This window comes from Streptomyces sp. NPDC048603 (assembly GCF_043199475.1).
In the GTDB taxonomy this organism is placed as follows: Bacteria; Actinomycetota; Actinomycetes; order Streptomycetales; family Streptomycetaceae; genus Streptomyces.
This window is the reverse complement of sequence record NZ_JBICVY010000002.1, coordinates 602,954-625,573: the sequence shown is the minus strand read 5'-3', so window position 1 is coordinate 625,573 and position 22,620 is coordinate 602,954. Positions and strand designations below refer to the sequence as shown.

The 22,620-nt window shown below is 72.2% G+C and carries 22 protein-coding genes; 9 read left to right on the top strand and 13 right to left on the bottom strand.

Annotated features, from left to right (window positions below; translation table 11 throughout):
* Nucleotides 1-9: 9 nt before the first annotated feature.
* The 5 genes from ACGFQ9_RS06350 to ACGFQ9_RS06330 form a co-directional block, all read right to left on the bottom strand.
* Complete coding sequence (locus ACGFQ9_RS06350; RefSeq protein WP_393571728.1) at nucleotides 10-666, bottom strand: hypothetical protein; 657 nt, start codon at nucleotides 664-666, stop codon at nucleotides 10-12.
* Between the two features lie 76 nt (nucleotides 667-742).
* Nucleotides 743-2,644 (bottom strand): stealth family protein, encoded by a 1,902-nt coding sequence (locus ACGFQ9_RS06345; RefSeq protein WP_393571726.1) that lies wholly within the window; start codon nucleotides 2,642-2,644, stop codon nucleotides 743-745.
* 207 nt (nucleotides 2,645-2,851) lie between these two features.
* The gene (locus tag ACGFQ9_RS06340) at nucleotides 2,852-3,598 is read right to left on the bottom strand and encodes a succinate dehydrogenase/fumarate reductase iron-sulfur subunit (protein ID WP_393571724.1); all 747 of its coding nucleotides are present in this window, start codon (nucleotides 3,596-3,598) and stop codon (nucleotides 2,852-2,854) included.
* Nucleotides 3,595-5,610, bottom strand: coding sequence for a fumarate reductase/succinate dehydrogenase flavoprotein subunit (locus ACGFQ9_RS06335; protein ID WP_393571722.1), 2,016 nt, complete (start codon nucleotides 5,608-5,610; stop codon nucleotides 3,595-3,597). Before ACGFQ9_RS06335 ends, ACGFQ9_RS06340 begins: the two co-directional genes overlap by 4 nt.
* Before the next feature lie 2 nt (nucleotides 5,611-5,612).
* A complete protein-coding gene (locus ACGFQ9_RS06330; protein ID WP_393571720.1) occupies nucleotides 5,613-6,314 on the bottom strand; it encodes a succinate dehydrogenase in 702 nt (233 codons plus the stop codon).
* Nucleotides 6,315-6,385: 71 nt separating this feature from the next.
* On the opposite strand from ACGFQ9_RS06330, the gene ACGFQ9_RS06325 reads away from it, so the two are divergent.
* Nucleotides 6,386-7,279, top strand: a complete 894-nt coding sequence (locus tag ACGFQ9_RS06325; RefSeq protein ID WP_393571719.1) for a LysR family transcriptional regulator — start codon at nucleotides 6,386-6,388, stop codon at nucleotides 7,277-7,279.
* Here ACGFQ9_RS06325 and ACGFQ9_RS06320 read toward each other — a convergent pair.
* The gene (locus ACGFQ9_RS06320; protein ID WP_393571717.1) at nucleotides 7,265-8,611 is read right to left on the bottom strand and encodes a serine hydrolase domain-containing protein; all 1,347 of its coding nucleotides are present in this window, start codon (nucleotides 8,609-8,611) and stop codon (nucleotides 7,265-7,267) included. The genes ACGFQ9_RS06325 and ACGFQ9_RS06320 overlap by 15 nt on opposite strands.
* A gap of 133 nt (nucleotides 8,612-8,744) precedes the next feature.
* Nucleotides 8,745-9,371 (bottom strand): TetR/AcrR family transcriptional regulator, encoded by a 627-nt coding sequence (locus tag ACGFQ9_RS06315; protein WP_393571715.1) that lies wholly within the window; start codon nucleotides 9,369-9,371, stop codon nucleotides 8,745-8,747.
* Nucleotides 9,372-9,522: 151 nt separating this feature from the next.
* Here ACGFQ9_RS06315 and ACGFQ9_RS06310 point away from each other — a divergent pair, with 151 nt between their 5' ends.
* The 3 genes from ACGFQ9_RS06310 (at nucleotide 9,523) to ACGFQ9_RS06300 (ending at nucleotide 11,301) form a co-directional block, all read left to right on the top strand.
* Nucleotides 9,523-10,581 (top strand): FAD-dependent monooxygenase, encoded by a 1,059-nt coding sequence (locus ACGFQ9_RS06310; protein WP_393571713.1) that lies wholly within the window; start codon nucleotides 9,523-9,525, stop codon nucleotides 10,579-10,581.
* 190 nt (nucleotides 10,582-10,771) lie between these two features.
* Nucleotides 10,772-11,038, top strand: coding sequence for a hypothetical protein (locus tag ACGFQ9_RS06305; RefSeq protein ID WP_393571711.1), 267 nt, complete (start codon nucleotides 10,772-10,774; stop codon nucleotides 11,036-11,038).
* Entirely contained in the window at nucleotides 10,951-11,301 is a 351-nt protein-coding gene (locus ACGFQ9_RS06300) for a hypothetical protein (RefSeq protein WP_393571710.1), read from the top strand. Before ACGFQ9_RS06305 ends, ACGFQ9_RS06300 begins: the two co-directional genes overlap by 88 nt.
* Before the next feature lie 112 nt (nucleotides 11,302-11,413).
* Here the strand turns inward: ACGFQ9_RS06300 and ACGFQ9_RS06295 are convergent, their stop codons facing one another.
* A complete protein-coding gene (locus ACGFQ9_RS06295; RefSeq protein WP_393571708.1) occupies nucleotides 11,414-13,573 on the bottom strand; it encodes a putative bifunctional diguanylate cyclase/phosphodiesterase in 2,160 nt (719 codons plus the stop codon).
* A 62-nt stretch (nucleotides 13,574-13,635) separates the two neighbouring features.
* On the bottom strand, nucleotides 13,636-14,466 hold the full coding sequence (locus ACGFQ9_RS06290) for an SAM-dependent methyltransferase (RefSeq protein ID WP_393571706.1): 831 nt from the start codon (nucleotides 14,464-14,466) through the stop codon (nucleotides 13,636-13,638).
* 894 nt (nucleotides 14,467-15,360) lie between these two features.
* On the opposite strand from ACGFQ9_RS06290, the gene ACGFQ9_RS06285 reads away from it, so the two are divergent.
* From ACGFQ9_RS06285 to ACGFQ9_RS06275, 3 genes are all read left to right on the top strand, one after another.
* The gene (locus ACGFQ9_RS06285) at nucleotides 15,361-15,519 is read left to right on the top strand and encodes a hypothetical protein (protein ID WP_393571704.1); all 159 of its coding nucleotides are present in this window, start codon (nucleotides 15,361-15,363) and stop codon (nucleotides 15,517-15,519) included.
* Nucleotides 15,520-15,530: 11 nt separating this feature from the next.
* Nucleotides 15,531-16,301 carry a hypothetical protein gene (locus ACGFQ9_RS06280; RefSeq protein WP_393571702.1) on the top strand — a complete coding sequence of 257 codons (771 nt, stop codon included), beginning with the start codon at nucleotides 15,531-15,533 and terminating at the stop codon, nucleotides 16,299-16,301.
* A gap of 215 nt (nucleotides 16,302-16,516) precedes the next feature.
* Nucleotides 16,517-17,278 carry a hypothetical protein gene (locus ACGFQ9_RS06275; RefSeq protein ID WP_393571701.1) on the top strand — a complete coding sequence of 254 codons (762 nt, stop codon included), beginning with the start codon at nucleotides 16,517-16,519 and terminating at the stop codon, nucleotides 17,276-17,278.
* A 131-nt stretch (nucleotides 17,279-17,409) separates the two neighbouring features.
* Here ACGFQ9_RS06275 and ACGFQ9_RS06270 read toward each other — a convergent pair whose 3' ends face one another.
* A complete protein-coding gene (locus ACGFQ9_RS06270) occupies nucleotides 17,410-17,916 on the bottom strand; it encodes a hypothetical protein (protein ID WP_393571699.1) in 507 nt (168 codons plus the stop codon).
* A gap of 382 nt (nucleotides 17,917-18,298) precedes the next feature.
* Here ACGFQ9_RS06270 and ACGFQ9_RS06265 point away from each other — a divergent pair, with 382 nt between their 5' ends.
* Entirely contained in the window at nucleotides 18,299-18,955 is a 657-nt protein-coding gene (locus ACGFQ9_RS06265) for a class F sortase (protein WP_393571697.1), read from the top strand.
* 95 nt (nucleotides 18,956-19,050) lie between these two features.
* Here the strand turns inward: ACGFQ9_RS06265 and ACGFQ9_RS06260 are convergent, their stop codons facing one another.
* The gene (locus ACGFQ9_RS06260; protein ID WP_393571695.1) at nucleotides 19,051-19,974 is read right to left on the bottom strand and encodes a polysaccharide deacetylase family protein; all 924 of its coding nucleotides are present in this window, start codon (nucleotides 19,972-19,974) and stop codon (nucleotides 19,051-19,053) included.
* 124 nt (nucleotides 19,975-20,098) lie between these two features.
* On the opposite strand from ACGFQ9_RS06260, the gene ACGFQ9_RS06255 reads away from it, so the two are divergent.
* Nucleotides 20,099-20,521 (top strand): YjbQ family protein, encoded by a 423-nt coding sequence (locus tag ACGFQ9_RS06255; RefSeq protein ID WP_393571693.1) that lies wholly within the window; start codon nucleotides 20,099-20,101, stop codon nucleotides 20,519-20,521.
* 100 nt (nucleotides 20,522-20,621) lie between these two features.
* Here the strand turns inward: ACGFQ9_RS06255 and ACGFQ9_RS06250 are convergent, their stop codons facing one another.
* Both ACGFQ9_RS06250 and ACGFQ9_RS06245 read right to left on the bottom strand, forming a co-directional pair.
* Entirely contained in the window at nucleotides 20,622-21,614 is a 993-nt protein-coding gene (locus ACGFQ9_RS06250; protein WP_393571692.1) for a transporter, read from the bottom strand.
* Nucleotides 21,611-22,534, bottom strand: a complete 924-nt coding sequence (locus ACGFQ9_RS06245; protein WP_393571690.1) for an ABC transporter ATP-binding protein — start codon at nucleotides 22,532-22,534, stop codon at nucleotides 21,611-21,613. Before ACGFQ9_RS06245 ends, ACGFQ9_RS06250 begins: the two co-directional genes overlap by 4 nt.
* Between the last annotated feature and the right edge of the window lie 86 nt (nucleotides 22,535-22,620).

The following is a 22,620-nucleotide window of genomic DNA, read 5'->3' as shown; positions in this document are numbered from 1 at the left end:
GGTCTCGGGTCAGACGTCGCCGGGCAGGAGGTGCTGGCCCTGTTCGCGGAAGGTCCAGGTGCCGCGGCGCCGGGTGAACAGCCAGACCAGGTCGTAGCGGTCCGGCCAGGCGGCGGGAACGCCGGGGGCGCCTGCGGCACCGAGGGCCTGGATCAGCCGGGGGAAGCCGTGGTGTTCCCAGCAGATCAGGACCGGTGCGGGGGCGGCGAGTGCGGCCCGGGCCAGCGCGGTCTCCTTGCCCACCGCGATCCGGTCCCGGAGCGGCAGGCGGAGCGCTTCGGCCAGCGGGGCCACGGTCTGCCGGGAGCGGGCGACGGACCCGCCGCACACGAACAGCGAGGCGGGCCGGGGCAGCGGGACCCGGGCCGCCGGCCCGAACAGGGCGGGCAGGCCCTCGGCCCGGCGGCGGCCCCGGCCGGCCAGCGAGCCGGGGTCGTCGTTGCCCTCGTCGTCCTCGCCGACGTCGCCCGGGTACGGGTTCTCCGCGTGCCGGATCAGCATGACCAGCGTGTCGGCGCCCGCCTGCGGGCCGGGGGCCGGGCCGGGCCGGGGCTCCTCCGCGGCGCAGCCGGTGAGGCCGGCCACCGCCGGGATGCCCGTGATACCCGCGATACCCGCCGCAAGCACGGTTCTGCGTGGGAGCGCCTTCGGTGCCATGGGTGCCATGGGCGACACTGTCGCCCATGGCCCGGGCGCGGGTCCGGTCCGGCACGGGCCGGACGGGGCGGGTCAGCCGATCGGCTCAGGCCTCCGGAGCGGCTTCGACGGCTCCGCTCCCGGAGTCGCCGGACGTGCCGTCACCGGGCACACCCTCGCCGGGGTGCTGCGGCCCGTGCTCGTACGGCGAGGGCACCGGGAAGTACGCCGCCAGGAAGGCGGCCACGGCGCGGTGCTGTTCGTCCGCGGACAGTTCGTCCCCGTCGTCGTCGGCGAGGCAGAAGGCGTCGGCCCAGCGGTGGTGGACCAGTTCGGGGAGGCGGTGGACGGTGTCGTTCCAGCCGGTCCCGAAGTACTCGTGGGCGAGGTCGCCCTCGACGGCCCGGCCGGTGGCCAGGGCCAGGTGCGCGGCCAGCGTGACCGGGGCGAGGTCGGTGGCGCTGCGGAACGCGGAACGGCTGGTGGCGGTCAGTTCCTCAGGGAAGCGCTCCTCGGCGGCGGTGCACAGGGAGCGGCTCAGCGGGTAGGGGGTGTGCGCCAGGATGCGGACGTACGTCCGGCCCGCGGCCGCCTCGACGGCGCGTCGGGTGGCCTTCTGCGAGGCGGTGTAGACGTCGTCCTCGGAGCCGGGGACGTCCGGCGGGATGGCCCTCCAGTCGTGGAACACCTTGGGCAGTCCGGAGGGGAGGAAGTAGGCACCCGGCAGCTGCGGGCGGCCCAGGAAGATGTCGTCGTTGAAGTAGAGGAAGTGCTCGGCGAGGCCGGGGATGCGGTGCAGCTGGCTCTCGATGGCGTGCGAGTTGAAGACGGGGAGGGCGCCGGGGTCGGCGAACAGCTCCTGGTGGGTGACGACGGTCAGGCCCGGGTGGTCGGTGACCAGCCAGTCGGGCACCGGATTGTCGGTGACCAGGAAGATCCGGCGGATCCACGGCGCGTAGGCGGCGATGGCACGCAGGCAGTGGCGCAGTTCGCCGCGGTCGCGGTAGCGGTGCTCGGCGTCGTCGACGGGGGCGGCGGTTCCGTCCAGGGCGGCGCGGGTCTGCCGGCGGCGTCGGCGCCAGTCGGGGTCGGAGGCGTCGACCCAGGTGATCACGGCGTCGACGGGGAAGTCGACGTCGGGCGCGAAGCTGCGGACGAAGGCGTCGACGACGGGGTAGTCGCGGTCGCCGACGCGGGTGGCCGTGGTGGCGGTGAGGGAGGGCACCCACCAGCCGTACGGCGTCTCGCGGAGGGCGGCGACGCCTCCGGTGCCGTCGTTGTCGGGGTCCCAGAACTCCAGGTCGCATCCGTGGTCGGAGCCGTAGTGGACGGTGCGGCCGGTGGTGACCACGGGCTGGTGGAGCCGGATGCCCTTGACCTGCCTGGCGGGGTCGGCCGGGGCCTGGCCGGTCACACCGGCGTCGTCCCGGCCGGGGGTGTCCTCCCCGGTGTCGTTCCGGCCGGAGTCCGAGGTGGGCGGGGCGGGCTGCCGGTCGGGGTGCTCGGTCTCGGTGACCGCCTCGGGAAGCCGTTCCGCCAGGACTTCCGCCAGCTCTCCCCCATCGCCGAGCAGGACGGCGTACACCGGCAGGCCGGTGCACGCCTCCGCCAGCGCCTTGAGCGCCGGCTCCCGGTCACCGGGGGCGACGGCGACCCGGTGCAGCAGGCCGCCGTCGGGCACCAGGCCGTACGGGAGGCCTGCTGCCTCCAGTGCTTCGGCGGCCGTGCGGAGGTTGGCGTCGCGGGCTCCGGCGGGCAGCAGGTCGTCGCGGACCACGGCCAGCCGGCCGCGGTGGCGGACGACTCCGGTCAGCGTCTCCAGCAGTTCGTCCTCGCGGGTCCGGGCCGGAGCGGTGGGAGCGGCCGACGCGGACGGCGCGTCGAGCCGTTCGCGCTGCGCCACCGTGGGCTGGCGGGGTACTCCCGGACGGAGCGGGGTGCGGCGCAGTGCCGCCCGGGCCACTCGGCGCAGCTTCTTGGGCAGCGGAAAGCGGGACAATACAGTCACCTCATGGGTAATCCTGTTGCTGGGCACCCGAGGTGACGGGACCTGGCAGGGGTGGATGCCGTCGTTCACCCCAACCTTTCCTGCCGTTCAGGATTCACGCAAGTGGCCGGAGTACACCTGTGCTGATCTTCACCCGGCGAAGCCCGCGGGCAAGCCGTCCGGGACGGTTTCCGACCGGTGTGCCCAGGTCAGCGACAGGAGGGCCGGTCAGCGACCCCCCTTGCGGACCGCGCGCAGCCATTCGCGGTTCATCGCGGCGATCGACGGCAGCGGGATGCCCTTCGGACAGGCGGTCGCGCACTCGCCGGTGAGGGTGCAGCCGCCGAAGCCCTCGTCGTCCATGGCCGCGACCATGTCCAGGACGCGGGTCTCGCGTTCCGGGGAGCCCTGGGGCAGCACGTTGAGGTGATTGATCTTGGCCGAGGTGAACAGCATCGCCGAGCCGTTCGGACAGGCCGCCACGCAGGCGCCGCAGCCGATGCACTCGGCGTGCTCGAAGGCGTGGTCGGCGTCGGCCTTGGGCACGGGGGTGGCGTGCGCCTCGGGCGCTGAACCGGTCGGGGCGGTGATGTAGCCGCCGGCCTGGATGATGCGGTCGAAGGAGCCGCGGTCCACGACCAGGTCCTTCACCACGGGGAAGGCGGCGGCCCGCCAGGGCTCGACGTCGATGGTGTCGCCGTCGGCGAAGGACCGCATGTGCAGCTGGCAGGTGGTGGTGCGCTCGGGGCCGTGGGCGTCGCCGTTGATGACGAGGCTGCAGGCGCCGCAGATGCCCTCACGGCAGTCGTGGTCGAAGGCGACGGGCTCCTCGCCGCGCAGGATGAGGTCCTCGTTGAGCGTGTCGAGCATCTCCAGGAAGGACATGTCGGGCGAGATGCCGTCGACCTGGTACGTGACCATGGTGCCGGGGGCGTCGGCGTTCTTCTGCCGCCAGACGCGCAGGTCGATCCTCATGCGTAGCTCCGCTGGGTGGGGTGGACGTACTCGAAGACCAGGTCTTCCTTGTGCAGGACGGGGGGCTTTCCGTCGCCGGTGAACTCCCAGGCGGCGGCGTAGCCGAACTCCTCGTCGCGGCGGGCGGCCTCGCCGTCCGGAGTCTGGGACTCCTCGCGGAAGTGGCCGCCGCAGGACTCCTCGCGGTGGAGGGCGTCGAGGCACATCAGCTCGGCGAGCTCCAGGTAGTCGACGACGCGGTTGGCCTTCTCCAGTGACTGGTTGAACTCCTCGCCGGTACCCGGCACCTTGATCCGCCGCCAGAACTCCGCGCGGATCTCGGGGATGCGGGCGAGTGCCTTGCGGAGCCCGGCGTCGGTTCGGGCCATGCCGCAGTACTCCCACATGAGCTCGCCGATCTCGCGGTGGAAGGAGTCGGGGGTGCGGTCGCCGTCGACGGCGAGCAGCCTCTCGACGCGTGACCGGGTCTCGTCGACGGCGGCCCGCACCTCGGGGTGGCCGGCGTCCACGGTGTCGTGGTGCGGGTTGCGGGCGAGGTAGTCGTTGATGGTGGACGGCAGGACGAAGTAGCCGTCGGCGAGGCCCTGCATCAGCGCGGAGGCACCGAGGCGGTTGGCCCCGTGGTCGGAGAAGTTGGCCTCGCCGATGGCGAAGAGGCCGGGGACGGTGGTCTGGAGGTCGTAGTCGACCCACAGCCCGCCCATCGTGTAATGCACGGCGGGGTAGATCCGCATAGGGACCTCGTAGGGGTTCTCCGCGGTGATCCGCTCGTACATGTCGAAGAGGTTGCCGTACTTCTCGGCGACCTTGTCCTTGCCCATGCGGCGGATGGCGTCGGCGAAGTCCAGGTACACGCCCTGACCTCCGGGGCCGACGCCGCGGCCCTCGTCGCAGACGTTCTTGGCGGCGCGGGAGGCGATGTCGCGGGGCACGAGGTTGCCGAAGGAGGGGTAGATGCGCTCCAGGTAGTAGTCGCGCTCGTCCTCGGGGATCCCGGCGGCGGGGCGGGTGTCGCCCTCGGCCTTGGGGACCCAGATCCGGCCGTCGTTGCGGAGGGACTCGCTCATCAGCGTCAGCTTGGACTGGTGGTCGCCGGTGCGCGGGATGCAGGTGGGGTGGATCTGGGTGAAGCAGGGGTTGCCGAAGTACGCGCCGCGCCGGTGCGCCCGCCAGACGGCGGTCGCGTTGGAGTTCATGGCGTTGGTGGAGAGATAGAAGACGTTGCCGTAGCCGCCGGTGGCGAGGACGACGGCGTCCGCGAAGTGGGTGGAGATCTCTCCGGTGATCAGGTCGCGGGCGACGATGCCGCGGGCGCGTCCGTCCGTGACGATCAGGTCGAGCATCTCGGTGCGGGCGTGCATCTCCACGTTCCCGGCGGCGATCTGCCGGGACAGCGCCTGGTAGGCGCCGAGCAGGAGCTGCTGGCCCGTCTGGCCGCGGGCGTAGAAGGTGCGGGAGACCTGGACGCCGCCGAAGGAGCGGGTGTCGAGGAGGCCTCCGTACTCGCGGGCGAAGGGGACGCCCTGGGCGACGCACTGGTCGATGATCTCGATGGATATCTGGGCGAGGCGGTGCACATTGGACTCGCGGGCCCGGAAGTCGCCGCCCTTGACGGTGTCGTAGAAGAGGCGGTGGATCGAGTCACCGTCGTTGCGGTAGTTCTTCGCGGCGTTGATGCCGCCCTGGGCGGCGATGGAGTGGGCACGGCGCGGCGAATCGCTGAAGCAGAACTGGACCACGTGGTAGCCCTGCTCGGCGAGGGTCGCGCCGGCGGCACCGCCCGCCAGGCCGGTGCCGACGACGATCACGGTGTGCTTGCGCCGGTTGGCCGGGTTGACCAGCTTCGCCTCGAAGCGGCGGCGGTCCCAGCGGTCGGCGATCGGGCCCGTCGGGGCCTTGGTGTCGGCGAGGGGCTCGCCGACGGTGTAGTGCGCGTACGGGTTCCCGGTGTGTTCGGGGCGTTCGGTGTGTTCGGGGTGTTCGGGGTTCGCGGTGTGCTCGGTGGCGCTCACGGTCAATTCACCAATCCGGTCATGACGGCGACCGGGACGGAGACGAAGCCCGCGGTCAGGAGGAGGGCCAGCAGGTTGGCCAGGGTCTTCAGCACCTTGTCGCGGCGGGCGTTGCCGGCACCCAGGGTCTGCGCGGCGCTCCAGAAGCCGTGCCGGACGTGCAGGCCCATGGCGAGCATCGCGGTGATGTAGATGGTGTTGCCGTACCAGGTGGAGAAGGAGGCGACCACGTTCTCGTACGGGTGGCCCTCCAGGGCGCGCTCGTTCACGGTGAGCGTGGTGAGGTCGAGGATGTGCCAGACGATGAACAGGCCGAGGATGACCCCGCCCCAGCGCATGGTGCGGGTGGCGTAGCTCGCACGGCGTCGCTTGTGGGCGTACTTCACCGGGCGGGCCCTGATGTCCCGGCGGCTGAGCTGGTAGGCGGAGACGGCGTGTGCGATCACGGCGGTGAGCAGCACGATGCGGGCGGTCCAGAGCCCCCAGTGGCTGTGCAGGAACGGTTCACCCATGTGCCGCAGCCACCGGCCGTATGCGTTGAACTCGTCCGGCCCGAAGAAGATCTTGAGGTTGCCGAGCATGTGCACGACCAGGTAGCTGAGCATGACCAGCCCGGAGACCGCCATGACGGTCTTCTTGCCGATGGTGGAACCCCAGAGCGAGGGGGCCGGGGAGCCCGTCCGGGTGCGCGTTGCCAGAGCCATGCATCGACGGTAGGGACCGGAGGTCTGAAAGGTCCAAGACATGATGATGCTCATCTTGATAGGAAGGATCTATGCAGTTTCAACAGCTTGTTTATTTCGTGGCTGTAGCGGAGACCCGGCACTTCACCCGGGCCGCGGAGCGGGTCCATGTGGCGCAGCCTTCGCTCTCGCAGCAGATCAAGGCATTGGAGCGGGAGCTGGGCGCCGAGCTGTTCAGCCGGGCGCGGGGCAACATCGCGCTGACCGACGCCGGGGAGGCGCTGCTGCCACTGGCCCGGAGGATCCTCGCGGACGCGGACACCGCCCGGCTGGAGGTGCAGGAGCTGGCCCGGCTGCAGCGGGGCCGGGTGCGGCTGGGGGCCACGCCCAGCCTGTGCACGGGCCTGCTCCCCGGGGTGCTGAGGGAGTTCCACACAGCGCATCCGGGGATCCAGCTGCTGATCGAGGAGAGCGGTTCGCACGACCTGGTGCGGGAGCTTGCCAGGGGCGCTCTGGACCTGGCGCTGATCGCGCTGCCGCTGCCGCCCGCCGCGCCCGCGCTGACCACGATGGAGCTGCTGACGGAGGACCTGGTGGTGATCTCCTCGGATGCCCTTCCGGCTCCGGGCGGCGGCGGGCCGCTGACCATCGCGGCACTCCGCGAGGAGCCGATGGTGATGTTCCGGCACGGCTATGACCTGCGGGAACTGACCGTGGCCGCCTGCCGGGCGGAGGGCTTCGAGCCCGCCTTCACGGTGGAAGGCGGCGAGATGGACGCGGTCCTCGGCTTCGTCCGTGCGGGTCTGGGGCTGGCGGTGGTCCCGGCGATGGTCGCGGGGACCACCGGGCCGGGGGTGCGGGTCACCCCGCTGGAGGGGTCGCCGCTGCGGCGCACCATCGCACTGGCGCACCGCACGGACGTGGCTCCGCCGCGCGCGGCGCGCGAGCTGAAGCGGATGCTGCTGGCCGGGTCAGGAGGCGGGTGAGGAGGCCGGGCTGGAGGCAGGCTTGGAAGGCGGCGTGGGGGCCGGGGACGAGGGCGCGGGGCTCTTCTGGGTGACCGGCGGCAGGTTGTAGATGTGGTCCGGGGTGACGATCTGGGTGATCGCCTGCCCGAAGAGGGTGCTCGGCTCCTCCTGCTCCGGACCGTACGCGAAGTCGGCGTTGAGCAGCACCACCAGCGTCGCCTGCGCCTCCGGCAGATACAGGGCGAGCGTCTGGTAGCCCGGCAGGGACCCGTTGTGGCCGATCCAGCCCTGCACGTCGAAGATGCCCAGGCCGTAGCCGGCACCGGGGATCACGGTCGGCGGGGTGATGAGGCGCTGCTTCTGCATCTCGGGGCTGACCATCCGCTTGCCGTCCGGGAAGGTGCCGGTGGCCACCGTCTTCGCCCAGGTCCTCATGTCGGGAAGATCAGAAACCATGGCTCCGGCCGCCCAGCCCCAGGAGGGGTTCCAGTCGGTGGCGTTCTCGACCTTCCCGGACGCGGTCTGCTCGGTGTAGCCCTGGGCGTGCGGAGTGGGGAACTCGGCACCCTTGGGGAAACTGGTGCGGTTCATGCCGGCGGGACGCAGGATGTGGTCGCGGATGTAGTCGCCCAGCGGCTTCCCCGAGACCTTCTCGATGACCAGGCCGAGCAGGATCAGGTTGGTGTTGGAGTAGTTGAACTGCGCGTTCGGTTCGAAGAGCACCGGCTCCGGTGCGTCGAAGGCGTAGTCGAGCAGTTGCCTGGGGGTGTACTGGCGCGTCGGGTCGGTGGTGAGCGCCTTGTAGAAGGCCTCTGTCTGGGTGTAGCTGAGCAGGCCGCTGCGCATGCCGGCGAGTTCCCTGAGGGTGATCCGTTCGCCGTTGGGTACGCCTGCGATGTACGTGCCGATGGGATCGTCCAAGCCGACCTTGCCCTGTCCGGCGAGCTGGAGGAGGGCCGTGACGGTGAAGGTCTTGGTCTGGCTGCCGATGCGCGAGTACAGGTCGGGCTTCATCGGCTGGCCGGTCCCCTTGTCCGCCACGCCGAAGGCACGGGTGTACTCGCCCTTGCCGGGGGCGGAGACCCCGACGATGACGCCGGGGACGCCGGTCTTCTTCAGGACGTCCTGGACGGCCTTGTCCAGCTTGGCGTCCACCGAGTCGTCCAGGACCGGGAAACCGCCGGCGGGCGAGGGCTGTGCGGAGGCGGTCGGCACGGGCGTGGGCGTCGGGGTGGGCTGTGCCGCGTGGGCGGTGGCTCCGGCGACCGGTACGGCCAGCAGACCGGCCGTGGCGAGCCCCACGCACGCCTTCCGGCACACCGTGCGACGGCGGTTGTGTGAATACCTCACGGCAGCCTCCTGCACGACGAGGACGACGACCCCCGTATCAGGCTAGGCGGGGCCGCACACCCCCGCACGGCGGATCGGGTGGCGGCCGTACGGGGGACGGCCGCACAGGAGCAGCCGTACCGGCGGCGGCGGGTCAGAGCCCGCGCGCGAGCATCCCGAAGGCCCGGTCGGCGTCGGCGACCGCGTCGGGGTGGCACTCGTCGGCGCTGCGGCCCGCGGCTATCCGCCGCCAGTTCTCCTGGCCGAGTTCCCGGCGGGCCGTCACCATGCACAGCGCCGCGAGGCGGGCGGCGAAGGGCGTCTCGTACCCGGCCCCGGATTCGAGCACGTCGGCGAGGAGTTCCACTTCGCGGGCGGTGTAGTGGGCGAGGCGGGCGGAGAGCCCCGGTGAGGAGTACAGCAGCCGCTGGAAGGCCACCACTTCCGGGTGGTCGTTCAGGCCGGTGATCGGGTCGCGCTCGCGCAGCGCCTCGACGAAGTGGCGGTGCAGGGCCTCGACCGGGCTGACGTCCGCGGGGCGGCCGCGCACGATCCGGGCCGCCTCGTCCTGGTGATCGGCGAACCGGTCGAGGACGAGGTCCTCCTTGGTCGGGAAGTACCGGAACAGCGTCGGTTTGGACACCTCCGCCGCGGCGGCGACGTCCGCCACCGAGACGGCCTCGAATCCGTTCTCGAGGAACAACTCCAGTGCGGTCGCCGCCAGCTGGCGGCGTGTGCGCAGTTTCTTGGCCTCTCGCAGCCCGGGCGCAGTCGACTCCATGCGGCGAGCATAGCACAAATGATGACCGAGTTAATTTTTTTACCGGGTTGCATTTTTGACTCGGGCACGCTTTCCTTGCGTCATCGGGGATCGAGCCGTTCGCGGACGACCGGTCCACGATCAGCCGATGCACGGACAGAGGGGGCAGAAGATGACGGACACATCCACGGAGGTACTGGTCGTGGGCGCCGGACCGACCGGCCTCGCGCTCGGATGCGAGCTGGCCCGGCGCGGGATCACGGTGCGGGTCGTCGACGGGCGGGACGAGCCGCACCGGGAATCGCGCGGCAAGACGCTCAACGCGGGTGGCCTGGCGGTGCTGGAGCAGGCCGGGGTCGCCGACCGGATCAGGGGCATCGGCAATCCGGGGCTGCTCTTCCGCAAGTATTTCGACGGAGAGCAGATCGAAGACAGCACGGTCCCGGGCATCCTGTTCATCGGTCAGTGGCAGATCGAGGAGGTGCTGCGCCGGCGCCTCGCGGATCTCGGCGGCCAGGTCGAGTACGGCGCCCGGGTCGCCGGGATCGCCCAGGACGGACAGGGGGTCACGGCGACCCTGGCGGACGGCCGGAGGGTCCACTCGGAATGGCTGGCCGGGTGCGACGGCGGCGGGAGTACGGTGCGCCGGCTGCTCGGCATCCCGTTCGAGGGGTACACCGACGAGGAGCAGTCGATGGTGGTGGGCGATGTCCGGGCGCCCGGGCTGAGCCGGACGTTCTGGCACCAGTGGTACACCTCGGACGGCGCGGCCATGATGCTCTGTCCGATACCGGGCACGGAGGTCTTCCAGCTCCAGTCCTCACCCGAACGGGACGCGGAAGGGCGGGCGCTCCCGCCGTCGGCGGAGGGCTTCCGGCGGCTCTTCGACCGGCACGCCCGGATGCCGGGCATCCGGCCGGCCGACGCGTCGTGGATGTCGACCTGGCGGGTCAACGTCCGGATGGCGGGCCGTCTGCGGGAAGGCCGGGCCTTCCTCGCCGGTGACGCGGCGCACGTCCATCCGATAGCCGGCGGCCTCGGCATGAACACCGGCCTGCAGGACGCGGCCGCCCTGGCCCGCGCCCTGAGCGGGGAAACGGCCCCGGAGACCTACGAGTCCGAGCGCCTCGCGGCCGCGGCGCACGTCCTCTCCGACAGCACGGAGCGCATGCGCCGCGTCCTGGCCGCGACGCGCACCCCGGGCACCGGCACGGAGGCGGGGCTGGGCTGAGGGAGGTCCTCGGTCCGGCGAGCGCCGCCGGAGCGCGCGTCTGCTCCGTCCGGGTCGTCACTGCCCCGTACGGCCTGCCGGCCCACCCCGTACGGATCACGCCCGGAGGCCAGGGGGCGGTGACGCGTGGTCATCTGGGCTCGGTTCGCAATTTCCTGACGGCCCGCCGGACACCGAAAGGGAGTCCCCGATGTCTCGTCGGCATGTCCCGGCCGTCCTCGGTCTCGTCGCGGGCGGGCTGGTGGCGGTTCCCGCACCCGCCGCCCAGGCCGCCGCGGTGACGGTCCGCTGTTCGGTCCCGGACCTGGTCGCGGCGATCAACGCCGCGAACGGTTCGCCGGGGCCGGACACGATCCGGCTGGCGCGCGATTGCACCTACCGGCTGACGGCGCCGTCGACGCGCCGAACGGCACGGCTCAGGGCGGCGGTCTCGACAACCCCGACGGCGGCACCCTGACGGCCAAGCGCAACAAGATCCTCCGGAACACGGTCACCACGAAGGGCGGCGCCGCACAGGGCGGCGGCCTCTACCTGGCCGGGGGATCCACGGGACTGGGCAGCACCGTGCTGGAGGAGAACACCATCACCCGCAACCGCGCGGGCGACGGCGGCGGCATCTTCAAGGCGTCCGGCGCCCTCACCCTGAACGGAGACGACATCCGGGACAACCGGCCGAACATCTGCAGCCCGGCCGACGCGGTCCCCGGCTGCACCGGCTGACGCCCCCGAAGTGGTCCGGACGGTCCGGGCCGGCCGGACAGCCTGGGCTGACCGGCAGACCGGGCCGCCCGGACCCTTGCGGGCCGGCCGGGTCCGGACCGCCCGGCACCGCCTACGGCGTGGCGTCCGAGAGGGAAAGGGCGTGGATGCGGTCCGGGGCTCCGGGCCGGGCGTAGTACCAGCCCTGGGCCGTGTCGCAGCCGAGGTCGCGGAGCTGGGTGGCCTGCGCCCGGGTCTCCACGCCCTCCACGGTCACGGCCAGTTCCAGGCTGTGCGCCAGCGCGACGATCCCCTCCACGATCTTCACGTCCACCGGGTCGGCGGGCTGCTGCTGCATGCCCTGGGTGAAGGAGCGGTCCAGCTTCAGCACGCTCACCGGGAGCCGGCGCAGGTTCGCCAGGTTCGAGTAGCCGGTGCCGAAGTCGTCGAGGGCGATGTCCACCCCCAGCTCCGCGAGGCGGTGCAGCGGTTCGAGGAGCTCGTCGTCCGCGCCGATCAGGGCTGATTCGGTGACCTCAAGGCAGAGCGCGCCGGGCGCGAGCCCCGAGTTCTCCAGCACGGCCACGGTGTCCGCCACCAGGCCGGGGTGGTGGAGCTGGGTCGGCGACAGGTTGACGTTGATCCGGAGCGGGCCGCCGTGCTCGCGCTGCCAGGTGCGGGCCTGCCGGACGGCCTCCTCCAGCACCCAGCGCCCGAGCGGCACGATCAGGCCGGTCCGCTCGGCCAGCGGTATGAACCGGTCCGGGCCGAGCACCCCGTACTGCGGGTGCGACCAGCGGACCAGGGCCTCCGCGCCGTGCACGGTGCCGTCGTGCAGGTGCACCAGCGGCTGGTACTCGATGAAGAACTCGCCCCGCTCCAGGGCCGCGGGCAGCGCGTTGGTCAGTCCGTGCCGGGTGATGGCACGGGCGTCGGCCTCCGCGTCGGCGAACTCGAAGCGGTTTCCGCCCGCGGCCTTGGCCCGGTACATGGTGATGTCGGCGCTGCGCAGCACCTCGGCGGGGGTGCGTTCGCCCGCCGCGCCCTCGACGATGCCGATGCTGCCGCGCACGCTCAGCTCCCGGCCTTCGAGCCGGATCGGCGCCGCGAGCGCGGAGAGGATCCGCACGGCGAGGTCGGTGACGTCCCGCTCGGCGTCCGAGCCGGTGATGAGGGCCACGAACTCGTCGCCGCCCAGCCGGGCGACGACCTCGCCGGGTCCGGTGGCGCAGCCCTGCAGCCGGTCTGCGACCTCCACGAGCAGCCGGTCCCCCGCCGAGTGGCCGAGGCTGTCGTTGACCGCCTTGAACCCGTCCAGGTCCAGGTAGCACAGGCCGAAGCGGGTGCCCTCCGGGGCGCTGAGCGCCTTCTCCAGCCGTTCGAAGAACAGCGTCCGGTTGGGCAGCCCGGTGAGGGCGTCGTGCGTGGCCTCGTAGCGGAGGCGGAGGTTGAGCAGCCGGCGCTCGGTGGTGTCCTCCATCAGTGCCAGCTGGTACTGCGGGCGGCCCTCCGCGTCGCGCAGCAGGGACACCGTCAGATTGGTCCAGAGCACGGTGCCGTCGTGCCGGTAGTACGGCTTCTCGGCCCGGTAGTGCTCCCGTTCGCCGCGGACCAGTTCCCCGTACATCTTCCAGATGTTGGGGGTGTCGTCGGGATGCCCCCACTCGCTGACGTTGCGGCCCCGGACGTGGCCCTCCAAGCCGCCGAACATGCGCAGCAGGGCGTCGTTGACCTCCAGGACGTTGCCTTCCAGGTCGGCGATGCCGATGCCTATGGCGGCTCCCTCGAAGACCGCGCGGAACCTGGCCTCGCTGGCGTGCAGGGCCTGCTGGGCGTCCGAGGACGCGGTGATGGCGGAGCGGGCGATGGCCTCCTGCTCGCTGAGGGTGCGCTCGCGCAGGGCGCGGGCGAAGCCCGCCGCGATGCCGTGCTGGAGCCGGGCGCAGCGGGCCCGGTACTCCTCCGCCTCCTCGGCGCCGGTGCCCTGCGGCCCGCAGTAGAGGACCAGGTACGCCTCGACCACGCCGAGGGTGCCGGCCAGTGCCTCCGGGTCGGTGCAGTGCAGGCCGACCAGATCGGCGCCGACCTGCTGGCCCGCGGCCGGGTCGAAGGGGCGGGCGTGCAGGGCCTCGGTGAGCGTGCGGGCCAGCGGGAGGAGGTGCTGTTCGAGCTCGGGGCGGGTGAGGGAGGTGGCCGTGACGGGGAAGATGGCGCGGCTCCAGATGGTGGCGAACCGCGCGACCCGGTCTTCGGCCGCGTCCTGTGCACTGCCCGGGAGGACGGCGGCCGGCACCGGGCCGCCCCGTCTGCCGGGCCGTCCCGGCTCTGCCGTGCCCGGAGTGTGGGCCGGGGTTCTCACGCCTTGTGCCCCACGCCGCCGAAGCCGGAGAACGCGTACGGGTCCTCCTGCGGGTCGCCGCCGTCCGGCCCGCCGGAGCCGTCGGGGCGCCAGCGGGGCATCGCCACCAGGCCCGGCTCGACCAGCTCGAAGCCCTCGAAGAAGCGGCGGACCTGGTCGCCCGTGCGCATGATCAGCGGGTTGCGGATGTCCCGGTAGACGCCGACGGTGCCGGCGGCCTGCTCCTGGGGGACCGGGATGCCCTCGAAGGAGGCGTGGGTGAGCACCAGCAGGCTGCCCGGGGCGAGCGCGTCGCGCAGCTCGGCGACGGCGGCGTAGGGCTCGTCCGCGTCCTCCAGGAAGTGGAGGACGGCGACCAGCAGCAGGGCCACCGGCCGGCTCAGGTCGAGCAGTCCGGAGACCTCCGGGCTGTTCAGGATGTCCTTGGGCTTGCGCAGGTCGGCGGCGACCACGGCGGTGCGGTCGTCGCCGTCCAGGACGGCCCGGCTGTGGGCGACCGCGACAGGGTCGTGGTCGACGTAGACGACGCGGGCCTCGGGGGTGGCCGCCTGTGCCACCTCGTGGACGTTGCCGAAGGTGGGGATGCCGGAGCCGATGTCCAGGAACTGGGTGACACCCTCGGCGACGGCGTACCGGACGGCCCGGCGCATGAACGCCCGGTTCGCCTGCATGATCTTCGGCAGCCCCGGGATGAATTCCATCGCGCGGCGGGCCGCCTGCCGGTCCACCTCGAAATTGTGCGAGCCGCCCAGGTAGTAATCGTAGATGCGGGACACGCTCGGCACCGATATGTCGATACCTGGCGGGGCCCAGGCGGGGCGCTCCATCGGGTCTCCAAGGCGTCGGCCATGGTCTGGACCATGGTCTGGTTCCACGTGGGGGTCGGACAGCTGTCCGAGCCGAATGTACTGATCATTTCCCAACAGGGCGAGCAAAAGCGGAAATTGGTGATCCGTTCTTCGTCACACATCAAAGGCCCCGGAGGCCCCTTCCGATCCAGTGACGCAAGGATTGACCGAAACCGACAAATCCCTTTTGGCTAATGGTGGGTGAACGATCAGGATCTGCAGGATAGTTGGCTCAAACCTCTACGGTCCCAACATCGCCCGTTCAGGCGAACCCCGGCCGCGCCGCGCGTGCCCGGATACCCCCGGGCCCATGCTCCCCGGGTGAAGAGAGCTTCAGCCAGGCACCTCCTCGCGGTCCCGGTCCTGCTGTGGACGGCCCTGTCCGCCGCTCCGGCGGTGGCCGATAGCTGCGCCTACGCGCACGTCGGCACGGCGGGGGCGGGCGGCGGGACGACGCTGGTCGCGGTCGCCGGATCGGGTGGTCACGGCGGCGGCCAGGGGCACGGTCATGGTGGCGGACATCACGGCGGCCCCCGCTGCAAGCCCCCCGGAAAACACGACGGAAAGCACGGCTCACACCACGGACGGCCACACGGCGGACACCACTGCCCGCCACCCCCGCCGCCGCCGTGCCCCACGCCTCCGAAGCCCACTCCCCCGCCGCCGCCCAAGCCCACCCCGAAGCCCACGCCCAAGCCGAAGCCGACGCCCACGCCCGCACCCGAACCGCCGCCCAGGCCGGCGCCCAAGCCGACGCCGAAGCCCAAACCCCCGCCCAAGCCGGCCCCGGAACCGGCCCCGGTGTACCGGGCTCCCCAGCCTCCTCCGCCCCCGCCACCGCCCCGGCCGCGTGCGGTGCCCAAGCCGCCGCCCGTGGTGGTCCCGCCCCCCGCGCCCGTCGCGGTGGCCCGCCCCGCCTACCGCGCCCCGGCCCGGAAGAAGCCGGACGCGAACCGGATCTCCCCGGTGACCTTCACCCTGCTCGCCACGGCCCCCGCGGTACTCGCACTCGCCGCGCTGCGGCCGCGCTGATTGGAGTTCGCTTGTCGGAATGGCTCGTGCTGTCGCTCGCCATGGCCGCGGCCTGTGCCGTGGTGCTGTCCATCGCCTTCTTCAACCACCGGCGGATCGGGGACGACGACGACCCGTCCGAGACCCCGGACGTCATCGAGTACATGACGATGATGATCGGCGTGATCTACGCGATCGTGCTCGGCCTGGCGATAGCCGGGGTCTGGGAGGCCCGCGGGGCCGCCCAGGAATACGTACGCCAGGAGGCCCAGGCCCTCCACGAGGTCAGCGTCCGGGCCGAGGTCTACCCGCCCGAGGTCCGGGCCCGGATCCGGTCCGACGTGGACGCCTACGTCACCCATGTGGTCACCACCGAGTGGAAGAGCATGGCCGACTCCGGCGAGACCACCGACAAGGGCACCGCTCTGCTGGACCGCATCCGCCGGGACGTGACCGACTACCAGCCCCAGACCGACCACGAGGGCCAGGCGTACCAGCCCCTCGTCGACCAGGTCGCCCTCGCCGACGACGCACGGTCCAGCCGGGCCGGGAGCGCCGGGGCCACCATGCCGGGAGTGGTGTGGTTCGGCCTGGTCATCGGCGCCCTGGTGACCGTGGGCATGATCTTCGCGCTGCAGATCCGGCGCTCGTTCCGGGAGATGCTGCTGGCCGGGCTGTTCAGCGCTCTGATCGCCTTCCTGCTGTTCCTGATCTGGGACTTCGACGCTCCCTACGGCCGGGGCATCGCCGCCACCGCCGAGCCCTTCCTCGAGCAGTTCCCGCATCTGGAGCTGGGCGGCTGACCCCGCCGGCCGGATCCCGAAACCGGATCCCGAAACCGGATCCCGAAACCGGATCGGGGTCCGCGTTCCCCGGTTCGGCGGACGACGATGACCCGTTCGCCCGGCCCTGATCGCGGGTGCCCACGGACCCGCCTAGCGTGACGGACAACGAGGCGCGGCACGCCCCCCACGGCGGAATCGTTCCGCGGCTGCGCCCCGGGATCCGGAGACCAGCCATGGGTGCGATACGTACCTCTGCCACAGCCCTGCTCGCCGCCGGCGCCGGCGCCACCCTCCTCTGGGGCATGTCCGCGGCCGGCGCGACGGCCGTTCCCGACGAGGTCGCGCCCGCCCAGACCACCTCGTTCGGCTTCTCCCTCTCCCCCTCGACGGTCGCGCCGGGCGGCACCGTGCTGCTGGCGGTCACCAACTGCAACGCCGCCTACGCCGTCGCCTCCTCGGGCGTCTTCGACTCCGTGAGCATCCCGCGCGGCCGGAGCGTCCGGGTGACCGTGGACCGCGACGCCCGCCGCGGAGCCCAGTACTCGGTGGCCTTCACCTGCAACAACGAGACCGGCTCCACCGACCTGACCATCGCGGGCGGCACGAGCTCCCCGACGGCCCGCTCCACGGCCACCGTCCGGGCCACCCCGTCCCCCGTTCCCCCCGCGCTGCCGCCGGCCCCGCCGCCCGTCCCGCCTCCGTCCGCGTCCCCGGCCGTCCCTCCGGCCGTCACCCCCGCGCCGCCCCGAGCCACTTCGGGCACGGGCACGGGCACCGGAACCGGAACCGGCACCGGCACGGGAACGGGCACCACTGCAGGCACCGGAACGGGTCCGGGCGCCGGAGCCTCCCTCGGCGTGCGCGGCGGCGTCGGCGGCAGCATCACCCGCTCGAACACCGCCGAGATCGCCGCCGGCGCCGCGCTGCTCGTGACCGCCGCCGGCGGGACGGCGTACGTCCTCCTCCGCCGCCGCGCCGCCGCCCGCGGGCACTGACGCGGCGGGCGCCGGCGAAACGGGCACCGCCGGCCCGCAGAGCATTGCCGGAGCAAAGGCGTTGCCCCGGGTCCTGGCCGGGACCCGGGGCGACCGGCGGTTCGAGCGCAGACCGGGGAGGTCCAGTCCGGTCAGGCCCGCCCGCGCAGCGGCCGGCGACGGCGCATCAGGTGGATGCCCGCGCCGAGTGCGGCAGTGCCGACGAGCCCCGCACCGATGGCGGTCTCGGCGGTGGACGGCCCGAAGGACCCGCCGAGGCCGCCCTGCGCTCCCCGTCCGAGGAGCACCTGGAAGCGGTGCGTGGCGATGAGGTTGCTGTCGTTGCACTTGACCTGGAGCGTGTGGGTCCCGGGCGAGGCGTGGTTGAAGATCCGTACGTTGGCGAAACCGACCGTGCCGGCCGAGAGGTTGGCCGGCGAGAAGTTTCCCGGCGAGGAGACCGTCCCGCCGTGGCCGCAGCCGGTCGCGCTCACCTGCATCGTCGAGCCCTGGTGCACGGAGAACGGGTTGACCGAGACGTTGCTCGGGCCCTGGCCGCCGATGCCCGTGCCCGGGGGGTCCGCGGCGGCGAACGGGGCGCTGAGTCCGACGGCGGCGAAAGCGGCCGCCGTCACGGTGAGAGCGCGAAAGGCACGCATGGTGGAACCTCCAGCGGGATGCGCCCCGGAGCGGTGGCCCGGGATGATCGACGAGAACGCCTCCCTGAACGCAACCCTGGGGCTGCTCCGCAACCAGCGCATGTCCTGCTTTGGTCCGCCCGGTTGACCGACACGCCGAGCGTCGCACCGCTCCGGCGAAGGATCCGCAGGTCACACCCCGTCAGACGGTTATATGACGATTACCCGGACGGGCGCACCCCTTCCGGGCTCACCACCCGTTCGCCCTTCCCCCCTCGCCGTACTGCCCGTGTGCGCTTAGCGTGCGTGAACATGGGCGTCGGGGAGAACCAGCACACGACGGCGCCGGGGCGGGACTTCGAACGCGGGCCGGGACCCCCGCGTCGGGAAGGGAACCATGTTCATGGAGGACGAGCCGCCGCCGAGGCGGCGCTCCCCCTGGGGTGTCATCGCCCTGGTCTTGCTCACCGGCCTGGCCATGATGCGGAACGGGTCGAACATCGACGAAGGCCCACCGCAGCCCACCGCGGCCTCCGCGGTCAAGGTGACGCCGGACCAGCTCCCCGCGGACGCACCGCAGGTGCCGCTCGGCATGCAGCATCTGGACCACTCGTCGGTGCAGCGCGTCCGTATCCCGTCCATCAACGTGGACGCGCCGGTGATGACGGTCGGGCTGGACGCGCAGGGCTGGATCGACGCGCCGCCGGCCGAGGACAACAACCTGGCCGGCTGGTACCTGAACGGCATCTCGCCGGGCCAGCAGGGATCCGCGGTGATCGTCGGCCATGTCGACAACGCCCGCGGGCCGGCGGTGTTCTACGGACTGGGCTCGGTCCGCAAGGGCAGCCGCATCGAGGTGCAGCGGTACGACGGGCGCACCGCGGTGTTCGAGGTGTACGGCGTGGAGGTGTTCGCCAAGGACGCCTTCCCCGGATCCCGGGTCTACGGGGACACCGGGCACGCCGAGCTCCGGGTGATCACCTGCGGGGGCGGCTACTCCAAGGCGAAGGGCTACGACGGCAACGTGGTGGTCTTCGCACGGATGGTGGAGGCCCGCTAGAGCGGCGCGACGCCGGCGCCCCGCGGGCGGGTCCGTCCCGCCCGCGGGGCGCCGGGGTCGCCGGGGTCGCCGGGGTCGTCGGGGTCGCCGGGTGCTCAGCGCGGGGCCACCGGCAGGGTCATCCGGTAGCCGCGGTCGAGGAGTTGGGGAAGGTAGCTCTGCAGGGCGGTGACGCTCTGGGAGCGGTCACCGCCGGCGTCGTGGTTGAGCACGATCACGCCGGGGGCCGCGCCGCGCAGGACCCGCGAGACGATGGTGCCGGTGCCCGGCTCCTTCCAGTCCAGGGTGTCCACGGTCCAGGCCAGCGGCTCCATGCCGAGCTCGGCGCCGATCTCGAACGCCGCCCGGTTCCACGCGCCGAACGGCGCGCGGAACCACAGCGGCGGTTCCCCGGTGATCTGCTCCACCACGTCGCTGGTGCGGCTGATCTCGGAGGCGAGGGCGGGGCGGGAGAGCTTGGGGATGAGCGGGTGGGTCCAGGTGTGGTTGCCGATGACGTGTCCCTCGGCGGCCATGCGGCGTACGAGGTCCCGGTGGACGTCTGCCATCTCCCCGCAGACGAAGAACATGGCCCGCTGGCCGTGGTGGGCGAGCGTGTCCAGGATGCCGGGGGTGTACCGGGGGTCGGGCCCGTCGTCGAAGGTGAGCACCATGGAGCTGCCCGTGCTCGGGGTGACGGGCAGCTCCAGGATGGGTCTGCTGCGCACGGCGAGCTGCGGGCGCCGGTAGCGCGGCGGGGCCTCGTTGAGGCTGGGCTTGAGCCGGTACGTCGACGGGGGCGGCCCCTGGGCGCGCAGGCCGGGCGCACCGCCGGCCCCGGCCGCCGCTCCCCCGGTGCCCGCGCCCGGTCCCGCGCCGGGGCCTGCGGCGCCACCGGGTCCGGGGGGTCCCGCGCCCTCCGGCACGCCGGGCGGGACGGCATGCTGCTCGCCGATCAGCCCGGCGGCAGCGGCGACCCCGATGAACACGGCGGCACGCAGTACGAACCGCCTCCCCGTAGACAGCTCATCGTTTTTCATTACTTCTACGTATCAACGAGATCGGCGGAGAAGTCGAGAGTCGCGTACGCGCCGCCGCCCCCTCACCCGGGCGGCTCAAGGTCCGTCCCCCGCCACGCCCGGGCCGGACGGCACCATGTGAGGCATGAACGGGAACTTCCACACCCAGGTGCTCGACATCACCACCGGAACCGGCGAGCGCGTGCACGATCTGACCACCGCCTGCACGGCGTTCCTCGGCGGCGCCGCCCGGGGCCGTGACGGTCTGCTCAACATCTTCGTCCCGCACGCCACGGCGGGCATCGCGGTGATCGAGACGGGCGCGGGCAGCGACGACGACCTCCTCGCCGCCCTCACCGACCTGCTGCCCGCCGACGACCGCTGGCAGCACCGCCACGGCAGCCGCGGCCACGGCCGGGACCACGTCCTGCCCGCCCTGGTCGCCCCGCACGCCACCCTGCCCGTGACCGGTGGCGAACTCGCCCTCGGCACCTGGCAGTCGGTCTGCCTGGTGGACACCAACCGGGACAACCCGCACCGCCAGGTCCGCCTGTCCTTCCTCGGGTAGCGGCGGTACTCCGGGACTGCAGGCGGGATTTCCGGACGTACCACCGACCACAAGGGGCCGGGGAGCCCGCCGCGATGGGCGAGGCGGGCCCCGGCGTGGTTCAGTGGGAGTACGTGCGGATCCGCCAGAACCCGAACCCGGCCAGCACCAGCGTGAGCCCGAGGAACGCCGACAGCTCGATCCACTGGAACCGCCAATAGCGGTCGGCGGGCTGGTACGTGTAACTGAAGTGCAGGTCCTGCCGGGCGGTGCACTGCAGTGCCGCGAGCGGATCGCTCTGCCGGCATTGCTCCGCCTGTTCGGCGGTGTACGGCGTACCGTCCGAGTTGAACACCTTGCTGCTGGACGTCAGCGACCACGCGCCGGGCATCGTGTAGCCGTCGATCCGTGCCCCGCTTTCGTTCATGCCCATGAGGTCCGCCCGTGACATCGCCTCGACGTCGAGCTTCACGGTGCTGGTGACCGGCGTCATGAGGTGCTGCCGCAGCGTGGCGGGCACGAGGACCTGGATCACGGCGAACAGGGTGAGGGTCAGTGCCATGGCCGGCAACGTGCGGCGCACGAGCAGCCCGGTGACCGTGCCGAGGAGGAACGCGAAGGCGGCGTACCCGACGGGGGCGATGTTGCGCGAAGCGAACGTCAGTGCGCCGAACCGTTCGCCGATCAGCTGGTCGTAGCGGCTGGCGCTCCACGTCAGAAGCAGGCTGTGAAGGCCCGTGACCGCCATGCTGACAAGGGTGAGGAGCGTCAGTTTGACCGCGAGCCATCGTGTGCGGGTGATGCTCTGGTTCCAGACCATGCGGTCGGTCTTCTCCTCGAGCTCGCGGGTGACCAGCGGCGCGCCCCAGAAGACCCCTATCAGCGCCGGCAAGCCCAACAGCAGGGCGCCGACCGACGCGACCTGCGCACCGTACGCCTCCTCGAAGTCGCGCCGGGCACTGGTGCAGTCGGCGGGCCGGCAGCCGGCGATGTCGACGGTGTAGGCGTGCCGCATCCGGTGGCCGAGGATGACGAGGTAGATCGCCAGCGCAGCCAGAGCCACGAACGCGACCACCGCCTGCGTACGGAACTGCCGCCAGGTCAGCCAGATCATCGCTGTGCCTCCACAGGGGTGTGAGACGAGCCGCGGACCGACGCCTCCGCGCCACGGGTCATGTACGCCAGGCCGATGTCTTCCAGGTCGGCGTGGTCCGCACCCGGGATCGGGTCGCTGCTGCGCACGATCACGGTGCTCTCCCGGGCGGTGCGGTCGACGTGGATGACTTCGGCCCCGGCGGGCAGGTCGCCAAGACCGGCTGGCGTACCGGCGATCCGATAGTGGACGGCGAGGAGGTCGGTGACATCGCCGGCGAGCTGGACCCGCGACGCGGCCAGCACGATGAGGTGGTCGCAGACCCGCTCCAGGTCGCCGAGCAGGTGTGAGGAGAGGACGACGCTGACGCCGAGCTCGGCCACGAAGTCCAGCACGTCGCGCAGGAACGCGCTGCGTGCCAACGGGTCCAGGGACGCGACCGGTTCGTCGAGGACCAGCAGCTCGACTCGTTTGGCGGCCGCGACGGTGAGCGCGAGCTGGGCCCGCTGACCGCCGGAGAGCCGGCCGGCCTTCTGCGCGGAGTCGAGGCCGAGCTGCCGGATGCGCCGCTGCGCCAGGGACGTGTCCCAACGGGGGTTGAGCCTTGCGCCCAGCCGGAGATGGTCGGCGACGGACAGCCCGGAATAGACCGGGGACTCCTGCGCGACGAAACCGACCCTGGCCAGCTGGGCCGCTCCGGCAGCCGGGCGATGGCCCAGCACCGTGACGCTTCCGGTGGTCGGCGCGATCACGCCACAGGTCAGCCCGAGCAGCGTGGACTTTCCCGCGCCGTTCGGGCCGACCAGGCCGACGATCCGCCCGGCCGGTACGCGCAGGTTGCAGTCCGTCAGCGCTGTCGTCCGGCCGTAGCGCTTGCCCAGCCCTTCGGTCTCGATGATCGGCCTCATCGCTTCGCGCCCGACGCTGTGTGAGTGGTCCATGGCTGGATCTCCCGTCTCACGTACTCACGGATGTACAAACCGTTTGTAGGAAGTGGGCGGTCACAGCACGGTCAGCGTCGTTGTGA